At 55.9% G+C, this 26,966-nt stretch carries 23 protein-coding genes and 1 tRNA gene; 12 read left to right on the forward strand and 12 right to left on the reverse strand.

All coding sequences use genetic code 11. The features are described from left to right. Positions 1 to 256 precede the first annotated feature (256 nt). The gene (locus B3075_RS00800) at positions 257 to 871 is read right to left on the reverse strand and encodes a PA14 domain-containing protein (protein WP_290488653.1); all 615 of its coding nucleotides are present in this window, start codon (positions 869 to 871) and stop codon (positions 257 to 259) included. Between the two features lie 62 nt (positions 872 to 933). After that, the gene (locus B3075_RS00805) at positions 934 to 1,164 is read right to left on the reverse strand and encodes a hypothetical protein (protein WP_290488654.1); all 231 of its coding nucleotides are present in this window, start codon (positions 1,162 to 1,164) and stop codon (positions 934 to 936) included. 246 nt (positions 1,165 to 1,410) lie between these two features. Here B3075_RS00805 and B3075_RS00810 point away from each other — a divergent pair. Next, positions 1,411 to 1,486, forward strand: a tRNA-Ala gene (locus B3075_RS00810). A 150-nt stretch (positions 1,487 to 1,636) separates the two neighbouring features. Then, positions 1,637 to 2,641, forward strand: coding sequence for a hypothetical protein (locus tag B3075_RS00815; RefSeq protein ID WP_290488655.1), 1,005 nt, complete (start codon positions 1,637 to 1,639; stop codon positions 2,639 to 2,641). Here the strand turns inward: B3075_RS00815 and B3075_RS00820 are convergent. Together B3075_RS00820 and B3075_RS00825 are read right to left on the reverse strand one after the other, a co-directional pair. Beyond that, on the reverse strand, positions 2,638 to 3,081 hold the full coding sequence (locus B3075_RS00820; protein WP_290488656.1) for a pyrimidine dimer DNA glycosylase/endonuclease V: 444 nt from the start codon (positions 3,079 to 3,081) through the stop codon (positions 2,638 to 2,640). The genes B3075_RS00815 and B3075_RS00820 overlap by 4 nt on opposite strands. A 186-nt stretch (positions 3,082 to 3,267) precedes the next feature. After that, on the reverse strand, positions 3,268 to 4,689 hold the full coding sequence (locus B3075_RS00825) for a cytidylate kinase family protein (RefSeq protein ID WP_290488657.1): 1,422 nt from the start codon (positions 4,687 to 4,689) through the stop codon (positions 3,268 to 3,270). A gap of 263 nt (positions 4,690 to 4,952) precedes the next feature. On the opposite strand from B3075_RS00825, the gene ybaK reads away from it, so the two are divergent. From ybaK to B3075_RS00840, 3 genes are all read left to right on the forward strand, one after another. Next, the gene (ybaK, locus tag B3075_RS00830; protein WP_182916153.1) at positions 4,953 to 5,447 is read left to right on the forward strand and encodes a Cys-tRNA(Pro) deacylase; all 495 of its coding nucleotides are present in this window, start codon (positions 4,953 to 4,955) and stop codon (positions 5,445 to 5,447) included. A 308-nt stretch (positions 5,448 to 5,755) separates the two neighbouring features. Continuing rightward, entirely contained in the window at positions 5,756 to 6,247 is a 492-nt protein-coding gene (locus tag B3075_RS00835) for a pyridoxamine 5'-phosphate oxidase family protein (protein WP_046436288.1), read from the forward strand. After that, the gene (locus B3075_RS00840; protein ID WP_290488658.1) at positions 6,247 to 6,951 is read left to right on the forward strand and encodes a TIGR02206 family membrane protein; all 705 of its coding nucleotides are present in this window, start codon (positions 6,247 to 6,249) and stop codon (positions 6,949 to 6,951) included. Before B3075_RS00835 ends, B3075_RS00840 begins: the two co-directional genes overlap by 1 nt. 59 nt (positions 6,952 to 7,010) lie before the next feature. On the opposite strand, the gene B3075_RS00845 is transcribed toward B3075_RS00840, so the two are convergent. Together B3075_RS00845 and B3075_RS00850 are read right to left on the reverse strand one after the other, a co-directional pair. Further along, the gene (locus B3075_RS00845) at positions 7,011 to 8,147 is read right to left on the reverse strand and encodes an NADH:flavin oxidoreductase (RefSeq protein ID WP_290488659.1); all 1,137 of its coding nucleotides are present in this window, start codon (positions 8,145 to 8,147) and stop codon (positions 7,011 to 7,013) included. A gap of 115 nt (positions 8,148 to 8,262) precedes the next feature. Further along, the gene (locus B3075_RS00850) at positions 8,263 to 8,880 is read right to left on the reverse strand and encodes an anthranilate synthase component II (protein ID WP_290488660.1); all 618 of its coding nucleotides are present in this window, start codon (positions 8,878 to 8,880) and stop codon (positions 8,263 to 8,265) included. Between the two features lie 30 nt (positions 8,881 to 8,910). Here B3075_RS00850 and B3075_RS00855 point away from each other — a divergent pair, with 30 nt between their 5' ends. Continuing rightward, positions 8,911 to 9,927, forward strand: a complete 1,017-nt coding sequence (locus B3075_RS00855; protein WP_290488661.1) for an aminodeoxychorismate synthase component I — start codon at positions 8,911 to 8,913, stop codon at positions 9,925 to 9,927. Beyond that, positions 9,908 to 10,522, forward strand: coding sequence for an aminotransferase class IV (locus tag B3075_RS00860; protein ID WP_102735889.1), 615 nt, complete (start codon positions 9,908 to 9,910; stop codon positions 10,520 to 10,522). Before B3075_RS00855 ends, B3075_RS00860 begins: the two co-directional genes overlap by 20 nt. A 66-nt stretch (positions 10,523 to 10,588) precedes the next feature. Here the strand turns inward: B3075_RS00860 and B3075_RS00865 are convergent, their stop codons facing one another. The 5 genes from B3075_RS00865 to B3075_RS00885 form a co-directional block, all read right to left on the reverse strand. Further along, a complete protein-coding gene (locus B3075_RS00865) occupies positions 10,589 to 11,770 on the reverse strand; it encodes an AGE family epimerase/isomerase (protein WP_094137026.1) in 1,182 nt (393 codons plus the stop codon). Between the two features lie 19 nt (positions 11,771 to 11,789). After that, positions 11,790 to 12,707 (reverse strand): dihydrodipicolinate synthase family protein, encoded by a 918-nt coding sequence (locus B3075_RS00870; RefSeq protein WP_094139575.1) that lies wholly within the window; start codon positions 12,705 to 12,707, stop codon positions 11,790 to 11,792. Positions 12,708 to 13,061: 354 nt separating this feature from the next. Further along, positions 13,062 to 14,618 carry a hypothetical protein gene (locus B3075_RS00875; protein WP_290488662.1) on the reverse strand — a complete coding sequence of 519 codons (1,557 nt, stop codon included), beginning with the start codon at positions 14,616 to 14,618 and terminating at the stop codon, positions 13,062 to 13,064. Between the two features lie 12 nt (positions 14,619 to 14,630). Continuing rightward, a complete protein-coding gene (locus B3075_RS00880) occupies positions 14,631 to 15,464 on the reverse strand; it encodes an NAD(P)-dependent oxidoreductase (protein ID WP_290488663.1) in 834 nt (277 codons plus the stop codon). Between the two features lie 32 nt (positions 15,465 to 15,496). Beyond that, positions 15,497 to 18,253: a tetratricopeptide repeat protein gene (locus B3075_RS00885; protein ID WP_290488664.1), complete on the reverse strand. Its 2,757-nt coding sequence runs from the start codon at positions 18,251 to 18,253 to the stop codon at positions 15,497 to 15,499. 116 nt (positions 18,254 to 18,369) lie between these two features. On the opposite strand from B3075_RS00885, the gene pepT reads away from it, so the two are divergent. The 4 genes from pepT (at position 18,370) to B3075_RS00905 (ending at position 23,116) form a co-directional block, all read left to right on the forward strand. Further along, positions 18,370 to 19,623 (forward strand): peptidase T, encoded by a 1,254-nt coding sequence (gene pepT / locus B3075_RS00890; protein ID WP_290488665.1) that lies wholly within the window; start codon positions 18,370 to 18,372, stop codon positions 19,621 to 19,623. 243 nt (positions 19,624 to 19,866) lie between these two features. Next, complete coding sequence (gene purB, locus B3075_RS00895; protein ID WP_290488666.1) at positions 19,867 to 21,291, forward strand: adenylosuccinate lyase; 1,425 nt, start codon at positions 19,867 to 19,869, stop codon at positions 21,289 to 21,291. A gap of 229 nt (positions 21,292 to 21,520) precedes the next feature. Beyond that, the gene (locus tag B3075_RS00900; RefSeq protein ID WP_094137033.1) at positions 21,521 to 21,976 is read left to right on the forward strand and encodes a YbjN domain-containing protein; all 456 of its coding nucleotides are present in this window, start codon (positions 21,521 to 21,523) and stop codon (positions 21,974 to 21,976) included. 27 nt (positions 21,977 to 22,003) lie between these two features. Continuing rightward, positions 22,004 to 23,116 carry an efflux RND transporter periplasmic adaptor subunit gene (locus B3075_RS00905; protein ID WP_290488667.1) on the forward strand — a complete coding sequence of 371 codons (1,113 nt, stop codon included), beginning with the start codon at positions 22,004 to 22,006 and terminating at the stop codon, positions 23,114 to 23,116. 196 nt (positions 23,117 to 23,312) lie between these two features. On the opposite strand, the gene polA is transcribed toward B3075_RS00905, so the two are convergent. Further along, on the reverse strand, positions 23,313 to 26,150 hold the full coding sequence (gene polA, locus B3075_RS00910; protein WP_290488668.1) for a DNA polymerase I: 2,838 nt from the start codon (positions 26,148 to 26,150) through the stop codon (positions 23,313 to 23,315). Positions 26,151 to 26,389: 239 nt separating this feature from the next. Here polA and B3075_RS00915 point away from each other — a divergent pair, with 239 nt between their 5' ends. Beyond that, on the forward strand, positions 26,390 to 26,932 hold the full coding sequence (locus B3075_RS00915) for a phosphoribosyltransferase (RefSeq protein WP_290488669.1): 543 nt from the start codon (positions 26,390 to 26,392) through the stop codon (positions 26,930 to 26,932). The last annotated feature ends 34 nt before the right edge of the window (positions 26,933 to 26,966 follow it).

Genomic DNA, 26,966 nt, shown 5'->3' on the forward strand with positions numbered 1-26,966 from the left:
ACTGCGGATTCTAAATCCGTTAGATTTGGATTCAGAAGGTGTTTTGGCATTTTTCTGTGTCAGGCCGCTTCAATTAACTACATGATAAATGACGAGAAAAGACCGGACTTCTCCCATAGGGGGGAGGTCCGGTTTTTTCGTATTGGAAATAATTGATGGATAGAGTTTGATGAAAAATATTCATTTTCTCATCGGCAAATTGATACTATCTCCTGAAAGCAGGGAAGGGCCGGAGGGAAGGTAATCAAAGGGCTTTTCAGTCCGCTTTGGCCGGGGATTGCTTTTTTTCTTCCGGCAGGATACCGGGAGGTATGAACAGCGCCGTGGCAGGGATGATGACGGGAGAGGGGATGCCCGGCCCGGACCAGGCTACGGACATGTGGTCCGGGCCTCCATCCTCCTTGTGAACCACCTGAAGGAAATAAAACCGGTCCGCCTCCAGTTGGATAGGTTCGGAAGCCTGGTTGGGCTGATTGCCCCAATTATGGATGTCGGAATATCCTTTGACGGTGGCGATGCAGGTCATGTCCTTCTGGGTAGCATCCTTGCCCAGCCATAATTCTGCGGAATCATCGGAAGACAGGTAAAGGCGGTACTTCCCGCTTGCCGGGACTTTCAGAAGGGCTGTGTAACGGGCCCCGTACCTGTCCCCCTGGTTTTCCACATCCAGATTGCTGATCGTGCGGACATCCGGGGCCGCCGTTTCAAAAATCTTCCTGTGGGTCAAATCCTTTACGGATGCTCCCGGAATGCCGAACCATAATTCCTGCACTACGCCGGGAGAAGGCTTTCCCTCCCCGGAAGAGCCGGAAGCCGCTTCCGTCAGCATGACGCCGCACAGAAAGCTCAGGATGGGTAGAATCATGTTCATGGCCGGAGACACTTTCCTGCAACGACTACGCCAGGAAGCAGGGCAACCTTTCAAAAACGGTGTCATTCCCGGGGAGTCTCCTGTTCATGGTCTCTGTCCTTTTGGCGGCTGGAACTGCTTCTCCAAATCATCCAGCCGATCAGGAACGCCAGAACGCCCAGTCCGGCGACTCTGCGGGGTGTGGAGATGCCGCTGTCCTCCGTCTGGGCCGGCGGCCTTCCTGCAGCAGAAGTCTCCTGGGCATGAACGGAACCGGCCAGAAACAAAATTGCCAGAGCGCAGGCGAATATCATGCGATGAGTAAAAAGAGGGCGTTTCATCATTTATGGAATGGTAAAACAGGAATGAGTCTTATTCAAACACATTTGTTCAGACTGTCCGTGTTTTCGTCTGCATGGGATTTGCACCCCTTCCCAGATTCAGTATTTTCCGGAAAAATCATCTCGGAACAATTTTTTTGTAGAAAAAGCTTGCATGCCCGCTTTGGAAATGATAATTTCTCCCCGTCCTCTGCAGGACGCACCAAGACGAAAGTCAAAGGGGTATTAGCTCAGTTGGTAGAGCGCTTCAATGGCATTGAAGAGGTCAGCGGTTCGAACCCGCTATGCTCCACCAAATAAAGGCCTTAAAGCACAAACGCTTTGAGGCCTTTTCCATTTTGCCAGGCATGGATTAAAGTGCATGCTCATGAGGAATTGATCTATACCGGAAAGATTATCTTTATAGTCTGTACAAATTAGGTAAAACAGTTCCTGTTTTAAGAATATGGCAACTATCAGCAGACTTTTAAGAGAACTCGAAGCAGCGAGCAGAAGAGCGGCCCGTGAGGCCGCAAGGCAGGAAAAACTGGCCCTAAGGGAATTGGCTCTTCAGCAAAAACATGATGAATTAGTGAGAGCGCAAATGGAAGTCGAAAAATTTGAGGAGCGTATCAGCCAATTAACCACAATTCATCATGAAGTAGGCGATTCGTTTGACTGGGAGGAAATAGTTAATCAGCCCCCTCCGGCGTATCCAGTAAAAAACGATAAGGAAGAACGTATTGCTATGCAAAAACTTAGAATGTACAGGCCTAAGTTTTTCCACCGCATGTGCGGAAAAGTTGAAAAAATCAGATCCGATCTTGAACAAAAAGTCGTTCATGCGAAGCAAGTGGATGAGTATAATTATCAAAAGTCCATTGAGTGTTATGAGCTTAAATTCAGCCAGTGGTCGGCGCTTCATGAACTGGCGTTATCTATTAATCGGGGAGATACTTTAGCCTATCAGCAGGCTATTTTGGAAATTAACCCTTTGAATGAAATTCAGGAAATAGGATGCGAGATTCATTTTGCAATTCCTGATTCTGATACTGCTGTTATTTATTTGACGATAGATGGAGAGGTTGTTGTTCCCAAACAGATTAAGACCCTTACTGTCAGGGGCAAGTTAAGCGTGAAAAATATGTCCCGGACCAGATTCTGTGAGCTGTATCAAGACTACGTATGTGGATGTGCTTTAAGAATTGCCCGTGAATTATTTTCATTCTTGCCGCTTTCAAGGGTAGCAGTGCATGTTCAAACGGATGTATTGGACCAGGCTACTGGGCATATGGTGCAACAGACCATTTTGTCAGTGTGTATGCCCCGTGCTATTCTTTCTCAAATTAATTTTAAGGCTGCCGATCCTTCAGAGGCCATGAGCCTTTTCCCTCACCGCATGGGCTTTAAAAAAACAAAGGGCTTTATTGGAATAAAACCGTTGTCGGAGTGGGAAATGCGGTCGTTTTAATTATAAAAAAGCCTTTTCTCCCAGCAGCAAATATCTCCGGGTTCTACTTGGAAAATGGGGTGAGGAAGAATGGAGGCCGTTTGCCGCAACAGGGAATATTGCCGCGGAGACCTTTCCTTGAGCTTGTCCAGAAGATGAAGGAATTCGTATTCGAGCTGTTTATCCGGAAGTAGAAGGGAAGGAGGCCGGACTTCACAGGGAGAAATTTTGCTTAAATCAAAATGGTAGCCTCTGCGGATGGATTCGTCATGGACGGTTTTCAGGTAGAAATCCAGGACATGAATGGGGTTTCCCGTCTCCCGGAAGCGGAAGAGCTGGGGATGATGGATATAGCCTTTTGTCTGCCCCTGCAAAACTTTGCGTGCCAGGAGGCCTTCTCTCCACAGGGCAACCAGGCCGACAGCATCCAGGTAAGAGGGGTGGAGTGACCAGAGTCTCATGCTTTTTGGACTCAGAAAGGCCGTATCTTGTTGCTTTGAATTGCGCAGCCGGAAAAAAGCCGGGGAAGTTTGGAGGGATGGGGCTGCTTTTATAGGGAAAGAGCCATCTGCTTTCCTGCCGGGTTTTTTATTTACCGGTCAGGCAGTTTTTACATAAGTATTGCCTGTTTGAGACATTTGCCCCGATCAGGCCAGGGATATTTCTCCGGGAATGCTGCCGGCCTCCGGTTCGGGAAAAGATGCGGAGCGGACGGGAACCGTTTCTACAGAGGAAGATTGTTCGGTTCTGGTGTTGATGGCTTCCAGAATCAGTTCCACCGTGCGCTCCAGGCCATAGTCGGACGTGTTGACGCACAAGTTGTAGAGGCGTGCATTGCCCAGTTCCTGCCCGGTGTAGTGCAGGCAGTGGGTGCGGCGGCGGGCGTCCATGATATCCATGGCCCGGGCTGCGCCGCCAGGTTTTACCCCGTAGTTTTCAATAACGCGCTGCATGCGCGTGTTCCTGTCCGCATGAAGGAAAACACTGAACAGGTTGGGCCTCCCTTTCAGGATGAAGTTGGCGCAGCGGCCCACGATGACGCACGCCTGACCGACCGAAATGTCCCGGATAACTTTGCTCTGGGCCAGGAAGGCGGCGTCTTCCGGAGGCAGTTCCTCCGCTGTGTAGGCGTAGTTCTGGGCGTAGAGTTCATGCAGGAAGCGACTGGAAAGCTGTTGTTCGTGCTTGCGGATGTAGTCCGGAGTGAGGCCGCTCTGGGAGGCCGTGAGGTACACCAGTTCCGAGTCGTAAAATCGGATGCCCAGCTTTTCCGCCAGCATTTTCCCGATGGCATGGCCGCCGGAACCGTATTCCCGGTCAATGGAAATGACCAGAGGGGCGTCCGGAGCATAAACGGCTGTTTGCGCCAGCGAAAGAAGTTCGCCTGAGGCTCCAGGGTTTGCCAGCCGTTCCAGGAGCCTGTCCGGCCAGAAGACGTGTCTGTTGAAAAAACGGACGATCATTCCCACCAGGACGGCGGCCACCACGGTTCCTTCCCGTATGCCCGTCAATCCGGGCAGAAAGATGAGGGAACAGGCCATGCCGATGCAGACGAGCGTGCAGTCCACCCCGGTTTTTACGGCGCCGAATTCCCATTTGAAGAGTTTGACGAAGGCCAGGCTCATTCCTTCCGCGGCCAGAAGAACGGCATCCGCCTTAACCTGAAGAAAGACGCCAAACCCGATGACCACGCAGCTGAACAGGCAGAGAATAACGGACCACAGGTATCCGTCCGGTTCCAGAGGCGCCATGAGCCACATGGAAAAATCCGTCAGAATGCCGAAGATAAAAACAATGGGAATCTGGAGCAGATGAGCCGGACGGAACTGTCTTTTCAGCAGGGCCGCCTGCACGGCTACAAAACTCAGATGCATGAGGATGGTGACGGTTCCCATGGTTAGCGGAAATGCCAGGCTGAGCACATAGGGCGTGCAGGAGATGGGGGAGACCCCCAGGTCTGCCTTGGCGGACAGAGCGATGCCCAGAGACATGATGAAGAGGGCTGCAATCAGGACGGAGCAGCGCAGGACATGTTCTCCAAAGCTTCTCCGGACACGATAATCTTCCATGATGCCGGATGTTATCTTTTCTGCCAGCGTCAAGTCAAGGGTTCTGCGGAAATGAGGCGTTTTTCCTTTTTCGCTGTCCACCGTTTTTGAAATTTTCCGCTGTGAACAGGCGGCACTGGAGGAACGGCGTTGCCGTCCTTACCGTTCTTTCAGAGAAAGCCCCGTTTTCCATTCCACTTTTTCATAGAGGCCGTCGGGGGCTCCCGGGCTTGTCAAAGGAAGGCTTTTTCCCTATGTTACCGGGACATTCCTTTTTCAAGTTTATGTCCAAAAAGAAGGAGGCAAAGACAAATGCCATGCGCCTGCTGGATGCGCTGCATATCCCGTACAGGCATTATTCCTATGAATGCCGCGAGTTTGTGGATGCGCGGCATACAGCGGAAGCACTGAATCTGGCGGAGGAGAAGATGTACAAGACGCTGGTAACGGAGGGTGCTCCACGGCAGTATTACGTGTTCGTGATCCCCATAGGCGCGGAGCTTTCCTTGAAAAAGGCTGCCCGAACCGTGGGAGAGAAGGCTCTTTCCATGCTTCCGGTGAAGGATATTACTGCCGTGACGGGGTATGTGCGCGGCGGCTGCACGGCTTTGGGGATGAAAAGGAAATACCCTGCTGTAATTGATGCCAGCGCGGAGGCCCTGCCGGAAATGGTGGTGAGCGGCGGACGCCTGGGGTGCCAGATTGAGTTGAATCCTGTGGATTTATGCCGCGCGGCGGAGGGTATTTTTGCGGATGTGGCGGATATTCCCGTTTCATGATGGACATCCCGGTTCCGGAAATGCGTAGAGAAGAGGGCAAAAAGCTTTTCCCGGAGGTCTTTTCCCTGTATTTTTTGCTGCGTTTCATCTTCCGTCGCCATGAGTAGCCGTTCTACATTCCGTCCCTGTCTGGTTCCGCTCCATGCTATTTCGGAAGATTCCGGCACGCCGACGTCTCTTTTCAGGGGCAGAGGCTTTCGAATGCTGCACATTCAGGCGGGGTCTCCCTGTTCTTCCGTGCGGAATGGCTTTCTGCCGGACGAACATGCCGTTTTTTGGATGAATGAACGGATGGAGGATGCCGGCTTATGAGAAGAAAAGACAGGGAAGTAACCCGGCATGGGGATTTGCTGGGAATGATCGCCCGGTTTAAGGTGTGCCGCCTGGGGCTGTGGGACGGCAGGGAGGTGTATGTAGTTCCTCTCAACTTCGGTTATGAAGAAAAAAATGGTTCCCTGAGCCTGTTTTTCCACTGCGCCAGGGAAGGAAGGAAGCTGGATATCCTGCAAAACCGTCCGGAGGTTTCTTTTGAAATGGATGGGGATCATGTGTTGCTGGAGGGGGATATGCCGTGCCGGTACAGTTACGCCTACGGCTGCGTCATGGGGCGTGGCGTCGTCGAATTTCTCCGGGAGGATGAGGAAAAGATGCATGCCTTGCGCCGCATCATGCTGCACCAGACGGGCAGGGATGCGGATTTTACCCCCGGCATGGTCCGTTCCGTATGTGTTCTGCGTCTTAAGGTGGAGGCCATCAGCGCCAAACTTCATGCGTGCCCGGAACCTCCTCCCTCCCGTTGATGGATCTTTTTATGACCGGAGAAATGGCGCCCCTGTTTGTCCGTTGGAGCCTGCCGCACTGGGCTGCCCTGGGCATCGTGGCCCTGGCCGCAGGGGGGCTCCTGTGGGGATGCCGGCGGCTCCGGATGGAGAGCCGTTCGCTTGTGGGAAAGATTCTGGGAGGGGTTTTCCTGTTGACGTTTCTGATGGAAACATTCGGCCGCATCGTCAGAGAACATTGGGAACCCTGGCAGGACAGGCTTCCGCTGCATTTTTGCAGTCTGATGACGCTGGTCTGTTTTATTGCCCTGTGGTTCCGCACGCCCTGGGCATGCGCCGTGGCGTATTTCGGCGTGCTGACGGCGAGCGTCCAGGGACTGATTACACCCATGCTTCATGACGGTTTTCCCTCCGCCGCCTTTTTCGCCTTTTTCGTTGGGCACGGGCTTTTATTGATTTCCGCCCTTTACCTTCCCACCGTCCTGCAATGGCGCGCGCGGCCGTGGGACGACATGCGGGCTCTGGGTTTGTGCGACGCCTACCTGGTTTTGATTATTCCGGTGAATATCTGGCTGGATACGAATTACGGTTTTACCCGGTATGCCCCGGCTGGAACCGTTCTGGAATATTTCGGTTCCGCTCCGTGGTATTTGCTGACGCTTCAGATTCCGGCCCTGGTTCTTTTGCGGCTGTTGTACCTGACTGTCCGCGTCAGGAAGAAATAAAAGGGTCTCTTCTGCGGGAATGATGATTACTGCGGAAATGGGGGAAGAGGCCTGATCCGTTATTGCAGAGTTTTCAGGTCTTCCTTCGTAAACAGGTGGATTTCTTTTTCCCGCGCATGGCGTATTTTTTCCGCCCATTCCGCATCCGCCAGCAGGGCGCGGCCTACGGCAATCAGGTCAAATTCCCCTGCTTTCAGCCGTTCCACCAGCGGTTCCACACTGGCGGCCTCCGCTTCCGGCCCTCCGTCAAAGGCATTAGTAAAATCTCCCTTAAGCCCCACAGAGCCGACGGAAATCGTGGGTTTTCCGGTAAGTTTCCTGGTCCAGCCGGCCAGGTTGAGGCGGGAACCTTCAAATTCCGGTTCCCAAAAACGGCGCGTGGAACAGTCGAAGATATCCACGCCCGCATCCGTCAGCGGAGCCAGAAAAGCTTCCAGTTCCTCGGGGGTATACGCCAGCTTGGCGTCATAATGGCCCGTTTTCCATTGGGAGAAGCGGAAGATGATGGGGAATCGGCTGCCCACCGCCTTGCGGACAGCATGGATGATGCGGCTGGCAAAACGGGTTCGGCCTGTCAGGTCGCCTCCGTATTCATCTGTGCGCCTGTTGGTCTCCTTCCAGAAAAACTGGTCAATCAGGTAGCCGTGCGCTCCGTGCAGTTCCACACCGTCAAAACCCAGCCGTTTGGCGTCTGCGGCCGCCTTCGCAAAAGCATTGATAACCTCCTCAATTTTGGAGATGCTCATCGGTTCAGCCGTCTGTTCCAGCGTGTTTACGTCAATTCCGGAAGGCCCGATGGGCGGCAGCTCCGGATGGGGCAGGTCTTCTCCCTTGAAGGGCCGGGCCATGCCTACATGCCAGAGTTGCGGGGCTATTTTGCAATCCGTGGCGTGAACGGCTTCCAGCACCTTTTTCCATCCCCGCAGGGAGGCTCCCCCGAAGAAATTGGGATAGTTGGAGGAAGGTGAGGCGCTGGGCTCGTCAATGAACGTGCCTTCCGTGATGATGAGCCCTACTTCATGCCCGGCCCGCCTTTTGTAATAAGCGGCTACCTGGTCCGTGGGAACCCCGTTGGGAGAAAATCCCCGGGTCATGGCGGGGAGGACGATGCGGGTGGGAGTGTTGAGCTTGCGTGAGTGGAAAGGCTGGAACAGGATTTCCATGTCCCTGATCTTGAGTTCGTCCTGTGCATTCATAAAGGGGAAAAACGTTATCTCTGAAGCGGCCGGGCATGGGAGCCGGAACCGCACGGGAGTGAGACACCTTCCAGTCTTGTCCCGTTCATCCCTGATGCCGGGGGCTGGGATGGAATCATTGGATGCGCCGTTTTTCCCGGCTTCCTGCCGGAAGGGACAGGAAGTTCCGGAGCAGCGCTTCTCCGTCCGGCGTCAGGATGGATTCCGGATGGAACTGAATGCCGTAAAGAGGGAGATGCCTGTGGCGGATGGCCTGCACGTTTTTTCCGGAATCCCTAGCCGTGACAATCAGCTCCGCCGGCCAGGGGAAGGAGGCAAGGCGCCAGGAATGGTAAAGCGCGGCGGGAAATTGTTCCGGCAATCCCTCCAGGATGGGACACTGTTCCGTTCTGCGTATGAATTCCCGCGCTCCGTGAAGGGGCCGGGAAAGGTGTTCCAGACGGGCTCCGAAGCGCACGCCCAGAATCTGATGCCCCAGGCATACGCCCAGCACCGGAGTAAAACGGGGCAGGCGCTCCAGAAGGCGGAAGGTGGCCCGGTGGCAGTCATCCTCCACCGTTCCCGGACCGGGAGACAGGATGAGCTTTTCCTCCGCCTGAACCGCCTGTTCCAGTTCCGGTGATTCATTGGAAACCACGCGCGGAACGGCCATTCCCGTCTTTTTGACGAGTTCTGCAAGGTTCCAGGTGAAGGAATCCCGGTGGTCGATGATCCAGACGTTCGGTTGACTCATGGCGCGCACATGATAGAGTAATTCCCGACAATGTACACACGGGAGCAGACCATCAGCCGCATGAACGCCCTGGGCCGTGCGGAATGTCCGTTCTTTTTTGTCATCTCCCATGATATGGGCCATAACCTGCTGTTTGAACCTTCGGAAACGGAAAGGGAGCGCATGGCGGCTTTTTCCCTGCCGCTGGGCGCCATGGAAAGTCAGGACGGCGGCCCTCCGCTTCCGGAACGGCTGCGGTTCATTCCGTCTCCCCAGCCCATGTCCCGGTATGCGGCATCCTTCGCTTCCGTCCGGAACCATCTGATGAGGGGGGATTCCTACCTGCTGAATTTATGCGTGTCCACCCCCGTGGAAACCAACCTGACGCTGCGCCATCTGTTCCGGTTTGCCCGTGCGCCTTACCGGATGCTGCTGGGGCCGGACGCGCGGATTTCCGGAGTGCACGGCCGCGGCTGCGTCTGCTTTTCTCCGGAACCGTTTGTCACGGTGCGCGGGCGCTCCATTTCCACGTTTCCCATGAAGGGAACGGCGCCGTCCGCTACGCAGGAAGCGCGCCGCTGGCTGGAAACGGATGAAAAGGAGAATAGGGAATCCGCCACCATTGTGGATCTGATGCGCAATGATCTTTCCATGGTGGCAACCGGCGTGAGGGTAAAACGCTACCGCTATATCAGCCCTGTAGAAACGTCCAAAGGTTCTATTCTTCAATGCAGTTCCGAAATTTCAGGGCTGTTGCCGGAAAACTGGCGTTCCCGCCTGGGGGAAATTCTTCTGAAGCTGCTTCCCGCCGGGAGCGTGACCGGCGCGCCCAAGGAAGCCACCTGCCGGGCCATCGCGGAAGCGGAGAATATGGAAAGGGGGTTTTATACCGGAATTTTCGGCTTTTTCAATGGGCGGGATTTGGATTCCGCCGTCTCCATCCGCTTCATGGAGGAGGATGAACGGGGAATGATATACAAGAGCGGTGGAGGAATTACCGTCATGAGCCGGATGGAAGAGGAATACCGGGAAGCTGTTGCCAAAGTTTATGTGCCGTTTGATTTTTGAAACCGTCAAATGGGAGAATGGCGCTCCCTGCCTGCTTCCCTGGCACCAGCGGAGGGTGGAGGCCGCCATCAGCGTTCATGGCTCGAAAAGCGCCCCCGTTCCCGATCTGGCCTCCGTTCTTTCGGGCTGTTCCGGCCCGGAGGGCCGCGGCGTTTACAAATGCCATATCACGTATGATACGCGGGGAAGGGTGATCCGCACCTCTTTTGAACCTTACCGTCCCCGGCAGGTGAAGACGTTGACGTGTGTGGAAATGCCCGGCCTGGATTATTCATGCAAGTGGGAGGATCGGACAGAGCTTCTGGCGGCAGGGGCGGGACTGGCCTGTGACGAAGAAGCTCTGATTCTCCGGAACGGGATGGTGGCGGATACGCGGTACAGCAACGTGGTGTTCGGGGACGGTTCCTCCTGGGTTACTCCGGAAACTTTTCTGCTTCCGGGAACCAAGCGCGCCTTCCTGTTGTCCCGCGGAGACATTCAGGAATGTTCCGTAAAAGCGGAAGATATAGGCAAATTCCGTTTCTGTTCCCTGATTAACGCCATGCTGGATCCCGGAGATGTGGTGGTGCGGACGGAGGATATCATCCTGCGTTGAGGGCATAAAAAGCGGCCACTCCGTAGATACGGAATGGCCGCCCGGCAGGAAACATTTGATTTCTTCTTAAATGGCTCCGCAGTAGTGGGCGCAGCACCACATGGCGCGGGGATGGTGGAAGAAGGATTTCCAGAGGCTTCCCTTGAGGGTGTTGGCCCGGGAACCGTCCTTATTCAGATAGCCGAACCAGTCGCCGTGCTGCGCGTCCTGGAAGTGGGAGAAAGCCCAGTTGCGCACCATGTCATGGCGGATGGCATAGCGTTCTTCCCCTGTGAGCTTGTAGGCGAGCGTCATGGCGATGAGCGCTTCATCATGCGGCCACCAGAACTTCATGTTGTGCCAGTATTCCTGGACGGGCTTGTTGTACACGTCCGTGTAGTACAGCATGCCGCCGTTTTCCTTGTCCCAGCCGCGGGCGAATGCCCAGTCAATCATGTCGCAGCCCACCTTGATAAGTTCGGGGTCATTGCCGCGATGGCGGGCTTCTTCCAGCACGAACCATCCTCCCTCCGTAGTGTGGCCGGGGTTCAGGGTGCGTTCATCGAAGTGGTCGATGATGGAGCCGTCCGTTCCCACCACTTCCATGACTGCCTGGATGTCAGGTTTCATGAACAGGGTGCGGAGATCGTTGATGCAGCGGTCTGTCCAGCCGGTATAGAAGCCGTCGTCATCTCCCAGGTACTTGCGCATTTCCTGAGCTGTGTTCAGCGTAATCATGCGGGTGCCGAGGCCGGTCGTGGGGCGTTCCCCGGTGAACTTGGGAACCATCTTGCCGGGAGTGAAGCAGTTGTCCGTGAAGATGTCGAACCAGTGGCGGGCTTCACGGGCGGAATCCCGGCTGCCGGTCGCCCTGGCGTGCGCTGCAAAGGCGATGGCGGCGAAAGATTCGCTGTAGGCGTAGCGGCGTTTACGGATGGGGGTGCCGTCGGCGGCTACATGAAAGAACATGCGGCCGTCCGTTGGGTCAACGCACTTGGTTTTCAGGAATTCCAGAGCACTTTCCGCCCATTTGAGCCAGTCCGGATTCTTTTCGATGCTGTTGTACATCGTCAGCAGCATCCATGCCATACGGCCCTGGGCCCAGACGGATTTGTCGGAGTCCACCAGTGTGCCGTCTGCGTCAAAACAGTGGTAAAGACCACCGTTTTTTTCGTCGTAGGCACGGGGGAACCAGAACGGCAGAACGTCTTCCAGAAGCTGGCGGCGGTAGAACTTGCCCAGGGAGGGCATATCAAGAGTTGCAGCCATATCGGTCAGATTCCGGGGTTCAGTTTAAAGCCCACTGGAAGAAGCCGATGCCTTCCAGTTCGGAACGGAGTTCCTTCAGCTGATCAGCGGTCGGGTTGCCCTGCGGAAGTCGGGCGGGTCCAAGATCGACGCCCAGCCAGCCCATCAGAGCCTTGGCGCAGCCCATATACCCTTTGGAGGCCAGGATATTGATCATCTGCACGGACTTCCACTGGCAGTCGCGCGCCGTTTCCACGTCGCCTTCCGCAAAGGCTTTCATGAGTTTCTGGTACAGGGCCGGAGCAAAGTTGAAGGAACTCCCCACGGCGCCTTTGGCCCCTACGGAAAGAGCGCCCGTAAACCATTCGTCCACACCCCAGGGGATGTCCACGGTTTCGTCGTAATTCAGCGTGGTCTGGTACAGGGCCAGATCCGGATTGGTGAATTTGATGCCTGCGAAATTCGGAATCTGTTCCTTGGCCAGCTTGATGAAGTCCACCGGGTTGAAGCGTACGCCCGTCAGCACGGGGATATCATAGTAATAATAGGGCAGGTCGGGTGCGCCGGAGGCGGCGAAAGCGCAGCACTCCACCAGGCGCTGGACAGTGCCGGGCTTGTAGTAGGAGGGAGCAAGGGAACTGGTGGCCACGAATCCGCACTCCTGGGCAAAAGCGGCCAGTTCCCGGGCGTCCCAGACGCTGTTGGAACCGGTATGGGCGATAACTTCCACGCCATGCTTGGCGGAGGCTTCCTTCCAGGCGGAATAGATTTCCTTGCGTTCTTCAAGCTGCATGGAGGAGGATTCACCGGTACTGCCGGTAATGAAAGCAAGCTTGATGCCCTGGGAGGCAAGCAGCTTGGCCTGGGCGTCAACGCTGGAAGGATTCAGAGAACCATCCGCCTTGAACGGAGTATGTACGGCGGCCACCAGGCCGTGGAGTTTCAATGACGTGTCCATATTGTGTAGTGATATGAAAATAATTCGGGGCGATGATTGCAAATCATCTTGGGAAAGACAATCCCTGAATCCTCCTGAATCAAAAAAGACCACATGAAAAAATGCGCGTGAGCGCAGATGCAGAGAATTCTTCAAAACGCTGGAGGGAACGGTCTATTGGTTCATAACGTGATGCGGCGATTTGGCCTGTCCCGGCAACCAGTTTGCTTCATAGCGCCAGATATCCGCTCCTTCCGGTTTCCGGGGAGAACCCATCGGCATTTTGTGTTGCCGTGAAGGTAACATTGCCGGCATGGGAGAACGTTTTTCCCGGAAGTGCAGTGCTTTTGCCGGGGACGGCAAAACTCCCTTCCCTCAATTCTTCCCATGCAGGGAGGGCACAGGAGCCCTGGCCGGGAGGGTGTACAGTTTTTCAATGTCGTCCAGATAGCGGGAAATGGGTGTATTGGCCGGCTGCTCCTGTTCCCGGAGGATTTTCACGGCTGCCGCGTAGGAAGCGAATGTCTTGCCGGTTCCGGACCGCGTGTTGATTTCATACCAGTCCATATAATCCCGGACGCGGCGGGCGGTTTTCATGGAAAGGTTCCTGATTTCCCGGAGCTGGCTGATTTTGGGGCCGGCTTCCCGGCTGTTGACTTTCCCTGTTTGCATCAGGGCCACCAGCTTGGCATATTCTACAATGACGGGCCGGTATGAAGGAAAGGAACGTCTGCTGAGGTTGAGCAGGCTGCCGGCCACATTGGAAAGCTGCCTGTTCAGATCCGGCAGGGAATGGGCCTGCTCCAGGTCATCCAGGGGAAATGTGACGGTGGTGCGGGTATCCGGATCATACTTGACCAGGGTGAGTGCTTCCTGAAGGTGCCGTTCCGTTTCCGTAATCGTGAGAGTTTCCGTCAGGGGAGGCGTCGCCATGCGGGAAAGCTGAAGCGTCCACCATTTATGGAGGGAAGTGGGAGTCAGGCTGAGCTGCGGAAAATGGCGTTTGATGAGGTTTCCGGGATCGTCATTGCCCAGAATAGCCTGGTCCAGAAGCTGTTTCATGCCTTCCGGGCCGTTTTCCTGGTTCAGCAGGCAAAGCGCCAGGGCTCCGCAGGAAGTTTGATAGGCCGCGTAAGAGGTCGCATCCAGTTCCTTTTCCGGTTCCCGGCAATTCAGAATTTCTTCCGGAGTCATAATGCCGGACTGCTGGAACAGGGTGGAATACATGGCGCGGTCAGCTTCATTATTGTGCCACAGAACAGCCTGTTCCAGCCCGGCAATCAGCCAGGGGGGCAGCGTGACGTTATCCGGCAGGCCTTCCGGATCCACCGTGCGCAGCATCATTTCATAAAGCAGGGTGGAGACGATGGCGCGGCGCAGACTGTCCTGGTTGATACCGTGGCCCAGGTGAATGAAAATATTATAGGAGAGGGTGTTGCCCACAATGACGGTTTGCATGCGGACGGGGTTGGCCGGAACGGGGCTTCCCGGTTCTCCTACCAGGCGGATGTTGATGCCGTTTTCCCATTCGTCAGGCTGCTTGAGGACCTTGAGCAGCGCGGTGCGTATGGCATCCGCCCGGGTGGCGATGGCCCCGGCCAGCAGGGAGTCCATCCCGGTGACATGAAATTGCCTGGAAGTGGAAACGCTGGTGAACGGTTGCCGTCTGGCAGGCTGTTCCTCCGTTCCGGCGGCGGCTTTTGCCGGAGGCGAAGGGGGGACAACGGGACTCACATTGGAATTGCCCTGCAATACAGGACGGTCCGAGGCGTCATCAATAAAAGCCGCATCCTGGACGGATATTGCTTCTTCTTCCGGCGGCCGCACTTCCGCGGAAGAAACATCGCCAGCCCCTTTCTGTTCCTGCCCCCGGACAGCAGGGGGCAGAAGAAGAGCCGTCAACAGAAAGACGCATGTTCCCCTGAATTTCATCCGCGGAAAAAGTTAGTCGAATTGTTCCGCCAGACAGCTGAAATCCTCTTCCGCATGACCTTCCCGGCACAGCTTACCCATGATGGAGGAAACCAGGGAGGCAACAGGAGGGTGGATTCCTTTTTCTGCGGCAAGTTCCTGAGCGTAAATACTGTCTTTCCTCATGTTGTCCAGGGAGAAATGAGTGGAAAAGTCGCGCTTTGCCATCAGGGGCAGCTTCAATGCGGCCAGAGGGGAGGCGATGACGTTCCGGGAAATGGCCTGGCCCAGCATTTCCGGGGAAATGCCGTACGCCTGGGAGATGGCCAGGGCTTCGCTCAAACTCTGCACCATGGTGGCGGAGACCATGTTGGTGACCAGTTTGACGACGGTGCCGGCTCCAATGCCTCCCAGATGCAGGATGTCCCGGGAACTGTGCTCCAGCACGGGGCGTATGCGGTCCAGAGTGGTGGAATCCGTTCCAACGTAGTAAACCAGTTCCCCTTTTTCCGCGGGCAAACGGGAGCCGGTGAACGGGCAATCCACATACGTGCAGCCGATGGAGGAACTCATCAGGGAGAGTTTTCCGACAGTCGCCAGGTCAATAGTCGAGTGGTTCAGAATGATATGCTCCGGTGTCAGGGCCTCCCTCATTTGTTCAAACACTTCCAGACAGGCATTCCTGTCTTTCAGGTAGAGCTGGATAATTTTGGAAGCGCGGGCCGCATCCGCCGGGGTAGGAACCGCTTCCGGAAAATCCTCCCGCGGAGTTCTGTTCCAGACGGTGACCGTGTCGCCCATCCCGGCCATATGGCGTGCAATCCGTGAGCCAATGAGGCCCAGTCCTAAAATGGAAACGTGATACATGGCTTTATTTAGTGGGAAAAAGGAGAATGACGTCAGGAACCGATTCGGAAACGGCTTTTCCTGCGCGGAGGTTCCTGTTTTTCCGGCTTGGGCGTTTCCGTTGCTGCAGTCGCGGTTTCTGCCGGAGGTTGTGCGGATGTAGCCGCGGGGGCGGTTTCCTTCATTTGGGAGGCCAGAGAGGCTTGCCCGGATTCCGGACGGTGGCTGACGACAACTTGTTTGGGACCGGCGGAAGGCTTTTCCCGCGCATTCGGATCCTCCGCCACATGAGCAGGCACTTCATTGGCTTCGTGGGGAATGGCAGACGGATCGCTTATTGCCGCGGCCAGCCGGGTTTCTCCCTCTTTTGCGGCGGATGAGGGATTCTGGTCCGGAGCCTGCTTTTTGCGGGGCAGGGTGGTGGTTCCGGTAATGGCAAGTTCCAGGTCGGAATCCGGTAGGCCTCCGCTGCGGATGGCTGCGTCATAGCTCTTGCGGGCCTGCGCTGTGCGGCCCAGCCGAGAATAGGTCCAGGCCAGGTTGAAATGCGCGTCCGGTGATTCCGGTTGGATTTTCAGGGCGTTTTCAAAGTGGATAACCGCTTTTTCATAGTTTCCGGCGCTGGTTTCCAGGTTGCCCAGGTAAAGCAGGGCAAGGGCGTTGGCCGGATCCAGCCTGACCGTTTCCGTCAGGGAGGCGATGGCGCGCTGGTCTTCCCCGGCGCGGTATTGGGCCACCCCCATCATGAACCATGCAGGGGAGGATGATGCGTCCAGTTCCGTGGCTTTTTTCAGGAATTTGATCGCTTCCTCCGCCTTGTTGCGCTGAAGCAGAATAGTCCCCAGATTGACCAGGGCCGGAACGTGCGCCGGCTGGAAGTCCAGCAACGTCCGGTACAGCTGTTCTGCGGCGGCATAGCGTTTTTTGGCGAAGGCTTCTGCGGCGCCTTGTCCCAGGGCTTCCGCCTCCAGCTTCCGGCGCACCGTGGCTTCCATGCTCCGGTTCAGCGCCTTTTCCTGATCCGGAGTAATGGCCCCGGCGGAGATGGCGGCCAGGCGGGCCTGTTCGGCGGAACGTCTTTTCAGTTCTTCCATCTGCCGGGTGAGTTCTTCCACCTGAGTGTTTTTCTGTTCCAGGGCCTTTTGGGCCCGCGCCAGGGCTTCCGCCTGTTTTTTGTCGTTTTTGGCGGATTTGTCCGCTTTGGTTTTCATCTGGCTGCGCGCCAGTTCCAAATCCCGGGCAAGCTGGGCGGCCTTGCCGCGTTCCGCAGAGAGGGCTTGAGCCAGCTTATTGATTTTTTCCTTTTGCTGAGCCGTCAGGGGAACATTGATATTGTTATCCTTGGCAATGGCGTTGACAATTTGTTTTTCCGCGGGGGTGAGCCTGATAGCCTCTTCATTATCCATCAGGGAGGCTATTTCCGCTGTATCCGGGTTTTCCTGATGCAGCCGCTTATAGGTGCTGATGAGCAGGGAGCGGCTCTGGTCCTGCACGGAAAGGATGCGGAGCTGCTTGGCGATGGTGGAGCGCAGCAGCTGGTTTTCTTCCAGAAGAAGCGGGCTTTTTTCCGGATTGGCCTCCAGCTTGGACAGTTCCACATCCGCATTAATGAGCTTGGTATTCAGCTCTGTAATGCGTTTGCGGTAGCCGATGTTTTCATCCCGGATGGCAATCAGTTTCTGTTTCAGGTCTGCGGATTCCCCTCGCGCCTCTTCCAACGCTTTCAGATTGGCTTTCCGCTGTTCTTCGGAATCGGACTTGGCCGTTTCCAGAGCGGCGATTTTGTCCTGGGCATCCTTGAGCTGGGCCGCCAGCGTCAGGTTGCGGTCCAACAGGTTTTTTGTTTTGTCCGGACTGTTGAGCTCTACCAGGGCCGCCAACTGGTCGCGGTCTTTCTGGAGGGCGTTTTTCTCATCCGTCACTTTGTCCAGTTTGTCCTTGTACTCCTTGAGCTGCAGCTGAAGATCGGCGATCTGCTCCAGGTAACGGGCTTTGTCCTGGCTGAGGGAAGTGACATGTTGTTCCAGTTCCTCCACTCTCCTGGTGAGGGTCTGGATGAGCTTGTTGCTGGTCTTTCTCTCATCCTCCATCTGCTTTTTGACCTTGAGCAATTCATCCCGGTAAACGGATTCTCCGGCGGATGCCACGGCCAGTTTCGCCAGAACCTCCTCCTGCTCCCGGCGGGTACGCTTGAGAGCCTGGATCAGGGCCTTGTTCTCCATGGTGGTTTTATCCAGCAGTCTTCGAATGCGTTCGTAATTGCTTTCCACCACTTCCGGAGCCGCCCCGGGAGAAACGGAGGGGGACGGGATGGTATTGACCAGGGATTCTCCGGGCCGGGTAGGGAATTCCACGCCCTTGTAGCCGGGAGGAAGGGCTATGTTGGGTTTGGGCCTGGGGCGCTTCGGCACGGAGGCAGGGCGTTCCAGCTCCAGGCCGGAGCCGGATGAAGAGGCGGCAGCCTGCTGCTGGGCCAGTTTCTGCCACTGGTCCAGATTTTCCCTGTTGAGCTGGCGGCGCGTTTGCAGCAGTTTGGGCCGCCATTGGGGATAAGATTTGGACAGGCGTCCGAACTTGTCTTCCGCCTGCTGCGTCAGGCGGATGGCTCCTATATAATCCCGTTTTTCCACCAGCCCCGCGGCTTGGGTCACCAGCTTCAACGCCTCCAGATACATATCCGTTGGGTCCTGCCTCGCTCCGGCGGTGACGGGCATGGGGCCGGGCATATACACCCCCTGGGCCAGAAGAGGCATGGAGACGCTGGTCAGGGACAAAGCAAGGGTAATGCCAAGGGGGAGAGGTGTCATCATGGGGAGAGGCTTTGTTTACATACGGCACACCGTCCTGAATCGCAAGAATAAACCGTGTCTTGTGCTTGTGTTCGCGGGGGCGGGTGCTAGACTCTTGCCAATCCTTGATTTTTCCCATGAACATCTCCGTTTTAGACCGTTTTTTGAAGTATGTCTCCGTGGGTTCCCAGTCGGACGCGGATTCCTCCACCGTGCCGTCCACCCCCGGCCAGACGGAGCTGGCCCGTCTGTTGGCCGGGGAGCTGAAGGACATGGGAGCGCAGGCGGAACTGGATGAGGATTCCGGCATTGTTTACGCCTCCATTCCTTCCAACGTGGAAGGGAATGTTCCCGTCATCGGCTGGGTGGCCCATGTGGATACGGCTCCGGGAGTCTCCGGCAGCGGCGTAAACCCCCGCATCATACGCTCGTACGACGGTGGGGACATCCTGCTCAACCCGGAGCAGGGAATAGTGCTTTCCCCCGCCGTTTTTCCCGAGCTGGCGGATTATTTGGGCCAGGACCTGGTCGTGACGGACGGAACTACCCTGCTTGGCGCGGACGACAAGGCCGGTGTGGCGGAAATCATGGATATGGCCGCCTCCTTCCTGCTGAACCCTGAACGGCCTCACGGCGAGATACGGATTGCCTTCACGCCGGATGAGGAAATAGGGCGCGGGACGGATGCCTTTGACGTGGCGCGGTTCGGCGCGGATTTCGCCTATACCGTGGACGGAGGCGCCCTGGGGGAAATTGAATATGAAAATTTCAATGCGGCTTCCGCGGTAGTGACGGTGCAGGGCTCTTCTATTCATCCCGGAAGCGCCAAGGGCAGGATGTTGAATGCCTGCCTGGTTCTCATGGAATTCCAGGGCATGCTGCCCGCGTTCCAGAATCCCGCTTTCACGGAAGGATACGAGGGCTTTTATCATCTGGATTCTCTCCGGGGAGACGTGGAACAGGCGGTTGCGGAGTACCTCGTCAGGGATCATGACAGGGCGGCGTTTGAGCGCAAGAAGGAGTTCATGCAGGAATGCGCGGCCCTGCTGAACCGTAAATACGGAGAGGGGACAATAAAGGTGGAAATTACGGATTCCTATTACAACATGAAGGAGAAGATACTCCCGCACATGCACCTGGTGGAACATGCCCGCAGGGCCATGGAAGCCGTGGGAGTGAGGCCGGAAATCATCCCTGTGCGCGGTGGCACGGACGGAGCACGCCTCTCTTTCATGGGGCTGCCGTGTCCCAACCTGTGCGCCGGAGGCCACAACTTCCATGGAAAGTATGAATACGTCCCTGTCCGTTCTCTGGAAAAAATTTCCGCCATCCTTCAGGAAATCGTTTCCGGTTATGCCCGGTACGGCCTGGAGCCGCCGCCGGGGGAGTGAGGGAACATGGCGATAAGCGGAAATGTTGCGATTCCGGCATTCGGCAATAAAAATTTTTGCCTGTTCCTGAAACTTTTATTGGGAGGGAGGGCAATACTGAATCAAGTTCATAAAAGGAATGGCTTTGAATTCCCCGGCGCCCCTAATCCGTGAAGCTGTGGGAAAGTGCTTGCTTTTTTTCCTTCCGTCATGATCATGGCGGCTTACCGTTGTTGATAACCCCCCGCATAGACATATTTTGATATGAGCGTGATTCCCAATGTCCTGGCTGAAAGGTACGCCTCCGCCGCCATGAAATCCATCTGGTCCGCAGAGGGCCGCATCATTCTGGAACGCGAATTCTGGATTGCCGTGATGAAAGCCCAGAAGGATCTGGGGCTGGATATTCCGGACGGAGTCATTGAGGCCTATGAACGGGTGAAAGACCAGGTAAACCTTCCTTCCATTGACGCGCGTGAACGCGTGACGCGCCACGATGTGAAGGCGCGCATAGAAGAATTCTGCGAACTGGCCGGATGCGAGCATATCCACAAGGGCATGACCTCCCGGGACCTGACGGAAAATGTGGAACAGCTCCAGATCTGGAAATCCATGCAAGTCATCCGGGACAAGGCCGTGGCCGTGTTGAACCGCATGAGCGCCCTGGCCGAACAATGGAAGCACGTGACCATTGCCGGACGCACGCACAATGTAGCCGCACAGACCACGACCATGGGCAAACGCGTCGCCATGTTCGGGGAAGACATCGTGCACGGCCTGGGGACATGGATTTCCCTCATGGACCGTTACAGCGTACGCGGACTGAAGGGCGCCGTTGGAACCCAGCTTGACCAGCTTTCCCTCTTCGGACAGGATGCCGGCCGCGTGCTGGAACTGGAAGACCGCGTGTGCGCCCACCTGGGCATTCCCGCCAAGTGGATGAATGTGGGGCAGGTATATCCGCGTTCTCTGGACTTTTCCGTAGTTTCCGGACTGGTGGAACTCACCTCCGGCTGCTCCTCCTTCGCCAAGACCCTGCGCCTGATGGCCGGCCATGAACTGGCCACGGAGGGGTTCGCCAAGGGACAGACTGGCTCCAGCGCCATGCCGCACAAGATGAACGCCCGCTCCTGCGAGCGCGTCAACGGCTTCCACGTCATCTTGAAGGGTTTCCTGATGATGATTTCCGGGCTGGCCGGGGATCAGTGGAATGAGGGGGACGTTTCCTGCTCCGTGGTGCGCCGTGTCGTCATGCCTGATTCCTTTTACGCTGCGGACGGCCTGTTTGAAACCTTCCTGACCGTTCTGAACCAGATGGGCGTGTATGAGGCCGTGGTGGCTGCGGAATTGCGCCGCTATCTTCCTTTCCTGATGACAACCACCATCCTGATGGAGGCCGTCAAGCGCGGCATTGGCCGGGAAACCGCCCATGAGGTGATCAAGGAACATGCTGTGGCCGTCTCCAATGACCTGCGGGCCGGAAAAATCACGGAAAACAATTTGCTGGACCGCCTGGCGGAAGACGGGCGCCTGGGAATAGACCGGGCGGATCTTCAGCGCATCTTTGATTCCAATTCCTCCGCTACGGGCATGGCTGACGCCCAGGTGGAAGCATTCCGCTCCATGGTGAAGGAAGTGACGGACAGATTCCCGGACGGGGCAGGTTACCAGCCCGGGGATATCCTGTAAAAAGAACCTCGGAAAGAAGCCGGAACTTCCGGCGCACACATTTTTTCCAGACGCCGCCCCTTCGGACGGCGTCTGTATTTTTATGCCGGCTTGCATACATGTTTTTTCAATTTCTTTACGTCAGGAGAGCTTGACGAATCAGAAGGATGCCAGTAAGCTTGGATTCAGTAAACGGGCGCGTACGTTGCATGCGCCTTTGCAAGCAACCCCCTGTTAAACAATTTTCAATATGGAAAACCAGCATCTCAGCCTTTTGGACCGTGTGTACACCGTTCTCAGAAAGAGAGGGGAAGAAACGGAATGGATCACTTCTGCTGATGACCACAACATTAAGACGGGCATCGCATTCGTTCCCTGTGATACGTTCACCCCGGTGAGCCTCCTGTACACCATGATTGAACGTCCGGAGACGCTGGTCATTGACGTGCTTTTTGCCGCCAAGGTCCCTGAAGCCCGCCGTGTGGAAGTCAGCATTATCCTCAGCGAACTGAATGCGGACCAGACGGCCGGCGCCTTTCAGCTGGACCCCAACAGCGGGTACGTTTATTACCGCCAGTCCTTCGTTCTGGAAGGCATGGACCTCTCGGAAGCCCAGTTTGCCCAGTTGATGAAGAATATTGAAACCGTGGCTGTGGAAACGGCGGAGGCCTATTCCCACATCATGGAGACGGAATATCCCAAATAACGGGACGCGTTTCCCCCGGAACTGTCGATGAGCGAGGCCCCTCAAAAAAAGGGAACGTTCTGGTCCATAGGCATCGGCCTGGGGATTGTGGCGCTTTTGACGGGAACGGCTATTGTAACGGACCCTTCCATCTCATTTTCCTCTTCCGGGAACAGGGGCTGCGCGTCCGCAGGAACGGAGAAACCCCTCCGGCTGCAGACGAACACCCTTTCCATTTCCGCGCCCGGCATTGTAAGGGCCTCCTACCTGACGATGCTTTCTCCCAGCGTTTCCGGAAAGGTGGACAAAGTGCATCCCCTGTTTAACGTGGGGGAAATTGTCCTGAAGGGAACCCCCCTGATGGAATTGGAAAAATTTGAATACCGCGCCCGGCTTGCAAATGCCCAGGCGGAACTGGAACAGGCCCGCCTGGATGTTTCTACGGAGCAGGCGGAAGCCCTGAAAGCCATCAAAAAGACATACAGCTCCGTCTCCAAAAGCGGTGAGGAATCCGAACTGGTGCTCCGGGTGCCGCAGAGAAGAGCCGTAAACGCGAGGCTGAACGCCGCGGAGGCGTATGTGGCGGAAGCGGAACAGGCCCTCCGGGATACGGTGCTGGAAGCTCCCTATACCTGCCAGGTGGTGGAATGCTCTGTGGGCGCCGGTGCCCGCGTAGTCGCCGGGCAGCCGGTGGGGAAAGTAATTCCTCTTCAGGAACGGATGATACGGATTCCCGTTCCTCTGGAAGAATTTTCCGCGTTGCCCAGGGATGAGCAGGGCAAAGTGAATACGGCTCTGACCGCCTCTTGCGTGCTGAATAATGGAAAACGTCTGCAATGGCTGGGCCGCGTTACGGCGGTGGATGCGGCTCTGGATTCCGAAAGCAATTCCGCCGTGCTGATTGCCTCTCTGGAGCCGAATGCCTCCCATGTCTCCGAGTGGCAGGTGGCTCCCGTCAACATGTCCCTTCAAGTGGCCATCAACGTGCAGGTTCCCGTTTCCGCGTGGATTCCCGCTTCCGCCGTCAGGGACGGTAGCTCCATCCAGGTAAAAACGCCGTCAGGAATGCAGGAACGCAAGGTGCATGTAGTGACGTTGAAAGACGGCAGCGCTCTGGTGACCGTGCCGGAATTCCAGGCTGGGGACGCTCTGATTCTTTAACTCATTTTTTCAAAGGGATATCCTTTCCTACTCATTTTTCCTGCCGCTGGGGAATCTTCTTTTTAAAAACTTTCCGTTGGCGGGGCAGCGCGTCCACAGATTGGGAACCGGCGCGGCTGGAAGAAAAAGTAAGGCATCGGGAAAGCTCGGGAATCCCGGTATGCGGGACGCATGGGAGCCTGCTGAAAGAATGTTTTTAATGAGCTTCCAGCCAGTTGCCGCCCGTCCTGGCTTCCACCAGAATGGGAACGCCGTTGGGCAGGGGCAGCGCGCTGATCATGGCTTCCTCTATCTTGGGAATAAGATCCAATTCATCCCTGTGCAGGTCCACCAGCAATTCATCATGAATTTGGAGGATAAGCCGGGATCTGGCGCCTTTCAGCAATTTGTCCACATGGATCATGGCTATTTTAATCATATCCGCCGCCGTGCCCTGGATGGGGGTGTTGATGGCAGTGCGTTCCGCGGCGGACTTAATGGTCTTGTTGGCGGAGTTGATTTCCGGAATCATTCTCCGGCGCCCCAGCAGCGTTTCCGCGTAACCGGCTTGTTCCGCTTTGTGAACCAGGTCTTCCATGAAGGATTTAACTACGGGGAACTGGGTGAAATAGTTTTCAATCAGAGTGGCGGCTTCTCCGCGGGGGCAGCCCAGCCTCTGGGAAAGACCGAAGGCGGAAATGCCGTAAATAATGCCGAAGTTCACCGTTTTGGCCGCGCGGCGCATAACGGCGTCCACCTGGTCGCGGGGAATGCCGTACACACGGGCGGCCGTTTCCGTATGGATGTCCCGCCCTTCCTTGAATGCTCCGCACATGGCGGGGTCTCCGGAAAGCGCCGCCATGATGCGCAGTTCAATCTGGGAATAATCTGCGGACAGCATGGTGTATTCCTCTGAGGCGGGGACAAAAGCGGTGCGGATCAGGCGCCCCTGCTCCGTCCTTACCGGAATATTCTGAAGATTGGGATACTGGGAGGCGAGCCTCCCGGTAGCGGTCAGCATCTGGTGGAACTGGGTATGGATGCGTCCGTCACGCGGGCAGATATATTTGGGCAGCGCATCCAGATACGTGCTCTTCAGCTTCATATTCTCCCGGTAGGCCAGGATATCCGCTACAATGGGATGCTGGGGAGCCAGAGCGGAAAGGGTGTCTTCATCCGTCACGAACTGGCCCGTCTTCGTCTTCTTGGGCTTCTTCACCAGTTCCAGTTCTCCGAACAGGAAATCTCCGAGCTGCTTGGGGGAATTCAGGTTCAGGGGATGGCCTGCGGCTTCTTCAATTCTTTCCCGCAGGCCGTCAATGATGGCTCCTACCTTGACGGAAGCCTTTTCCAGGGATTCCGGAAGCACGCGGATGCCGGTGAACTCCATGTCCGCCAGCACGGGAAGCAAGGGCAGTTCCACAGTGCGGAACAGTTTCTCCATGCCGCTTTCCTTGACCTGTCTTTTCAGGATGGAGGAAAGCTGGAGGGTGATATCTGCATCCTCCGCCGAATATTTGCCCATGACCTCCACGGGAATGCCGCTGGTGTCCAGTTCGCGCTTCCTGGCTCCCGGCGCGGCAATATCCCTCAGTTTAATCGTGGAATATTGCAGCAGATTTTCCGCCAGAATGTCCATTCCGTGCTTCATGCCCGGAGCGATCAGGGCATGAGCCAGCAACGTGTCGAAAAAGGGGCCTTTGACGTGAATGCCGTTGGCTCTCAAAACCTCCAGGTCAAATTTCAGGTGATGCCCTATCTTCTCTGCGGGGCCTTCCAGGAGCGGTTTAACCGCTTCCAGATCCTCCGGGCCGGAGACAGGCATGTACCATGCCTTGTGCGGTTCCGCGCAGAAGGCGACACCCAGCAGATTGTCCGTAAGGGGATTCAGGCCCGTCGTTTCCGTGTCGAAGCACCAGGAATCATGCTTTTCCAGCTCGGCAACCATGGCGGAACGGGCTTCCGCCGTGTCCGCAATAATATACTCGTGCCTGAAATCATCTACTGTTTTCAAATGGCGTTCCTCAAACAAGTCCATTTGGCCGGAACTGCTCTGCCGTGCTCCCGAAACGGGGGCGGAGAGCGTCTCCAACGGAAGCTGTTCCGTCTGCGGGGCGGGAGCAAACAAATCGTCCGCAGGGAGGGGGGATTTTCTGGCCTCCGGCGCTTTTTTCCCGAACAGCTTGGCCTGCATGGAGCGAAACTCCAATTCCTGGAGAAGGGACAGCAGTTCTTCCGGGCTGGGTTCTTTTTTAACCAGGTCAGGCAGGGCCACCGTCAGGGGAACGTTCCGGTCAATGGTGGCCAGTTGTTTGGAAAGAGTTGCCATGGCTCCGTTTTCCTCCACAATCTGCCTGCGCTTCCCTTTCAGCTTATCCGTATTAGACAGCAGGTTTTCCACGGAGCCGAACTCTCCGATCAACAGTTTGGCCGTCTTTTCCCCCACGCCGGGAAGGCCCGGAATATTGTCGGAGCTGTCCCCCATCAGGGCCAGAATATCAACTACCTGGTCCGCACGTTCAATGCCCCATTGCTCTTTGAGTTTTTCCAGGTCAATCACTTCGTGGTCATTTCCCCTTTTGCCGGGTTTCCACAGAAAGCAGGTGGAGGAAATAAGCTGGCCCAGGTCCTTGTCCTGGGAAACCATGTAGGTCTGGAACCCCTCCGTACCGTCCGCAATGCGCGCCAGCGTGCCTATCGTATCGTCCGCCTCATAACCCTCATAACGCAGAATGGGAATATTCATGGCCTCCAGCAATCTGAAAATCAGAGGCATTTGAAAGCTCAACTCTTCCGGCATGGATTCCCGGTTGGCTTTATAGGCAGGGTAAAGCTTATGGCGCGCCGTAGGAACGGAAGTGTCGAAGCAGGCCGCGATATGCGTGGGGCGTTCATGTTCCAGAATGCCCAGCAGCGTATTGGCGAAGCCGTACACGGCGGAAGTATTGACTCCCTTGGAATTGCGGATGGGATTGGAGAAAAAGGCGAAGTGGGCTCTGTAAGCCAGGGCCATTCCATCCAGAATAAAAAGGCGCTTGGAAAGGGAATCAGTCATCTCTGCCTTACTCTACCATGCGGTCCGGCGGGAAGCCACCGTTAAATGCGCCTCCGCATTCTCTGCCGGCCGGGGCAAGGAAAACATCTCTTGAGAGCGCTTGTTGATGCCTCCTGCCTGTGGAGATTTATTCTGTTTTTGAAAAAATCACTCAACTCGGCCCGGAAATTTTCCATTTCCGTTCGTTCTTCTTCAAGGATTGATTTTCCTTACAGGAAACATTATCATACCTTATTTCCATGACTTACACCATCACCCCTTTGATTGCAGAGGATGCCATCTGCGCGCGCGTCAGGGAACTGGCCGCATCCATTGACAGGGCCATGGCAGGGAAACCCTATATTTTATTGCTGCTGCTGAACGGAGCTCTTCCTTTCGCTGCGATGTTGGAGAAGCATTTGAAATCCCGGCCCGTGGTGAAAGCCGTCAAAATTTCCAGTTATGCCGGGATGAAAAATTCCGGCTCCGTGGCGTGGGAGGGGGATTGCGGTGATTTCCAGCCCGATGTGCCCGTTCTGGTGGTAGATGACGTTCTGGATACGGGCGCCACGCTGGATGAAGTTTGCAGGGAATTGAAAAGAAGAGGGGTGAAGGAAGTCCGCACCGCCGTAGCTGTGGACAAGCGTTGTTGTCGGAAAGTACCTTTTGAGGCTGATTACGTGGCCTTTACGCAGGGAAACGACTTCCTGGTGGGTTTTGGAATGGATCTGGACGGGCATCATCGGGAACTCCCGTACATTGGAAAAGTGGTCATAGCTGACACAGTTGAGAATTCAGGTTGAACAACCTGTTGGAAAAAGTGTCCAAAGTAATTGG

It is taken from the genome of Akkermansia sp. UBA7090 (assembly GCF_002493465.1).
Taxonomy (GTDB): Bacteria; Verrucomicrobiota; Verrucomicrobiia; order Verrucomicrobiales; family Akkermansiaceae; genus Akkermansia; species Akkermansia muciniphila_A.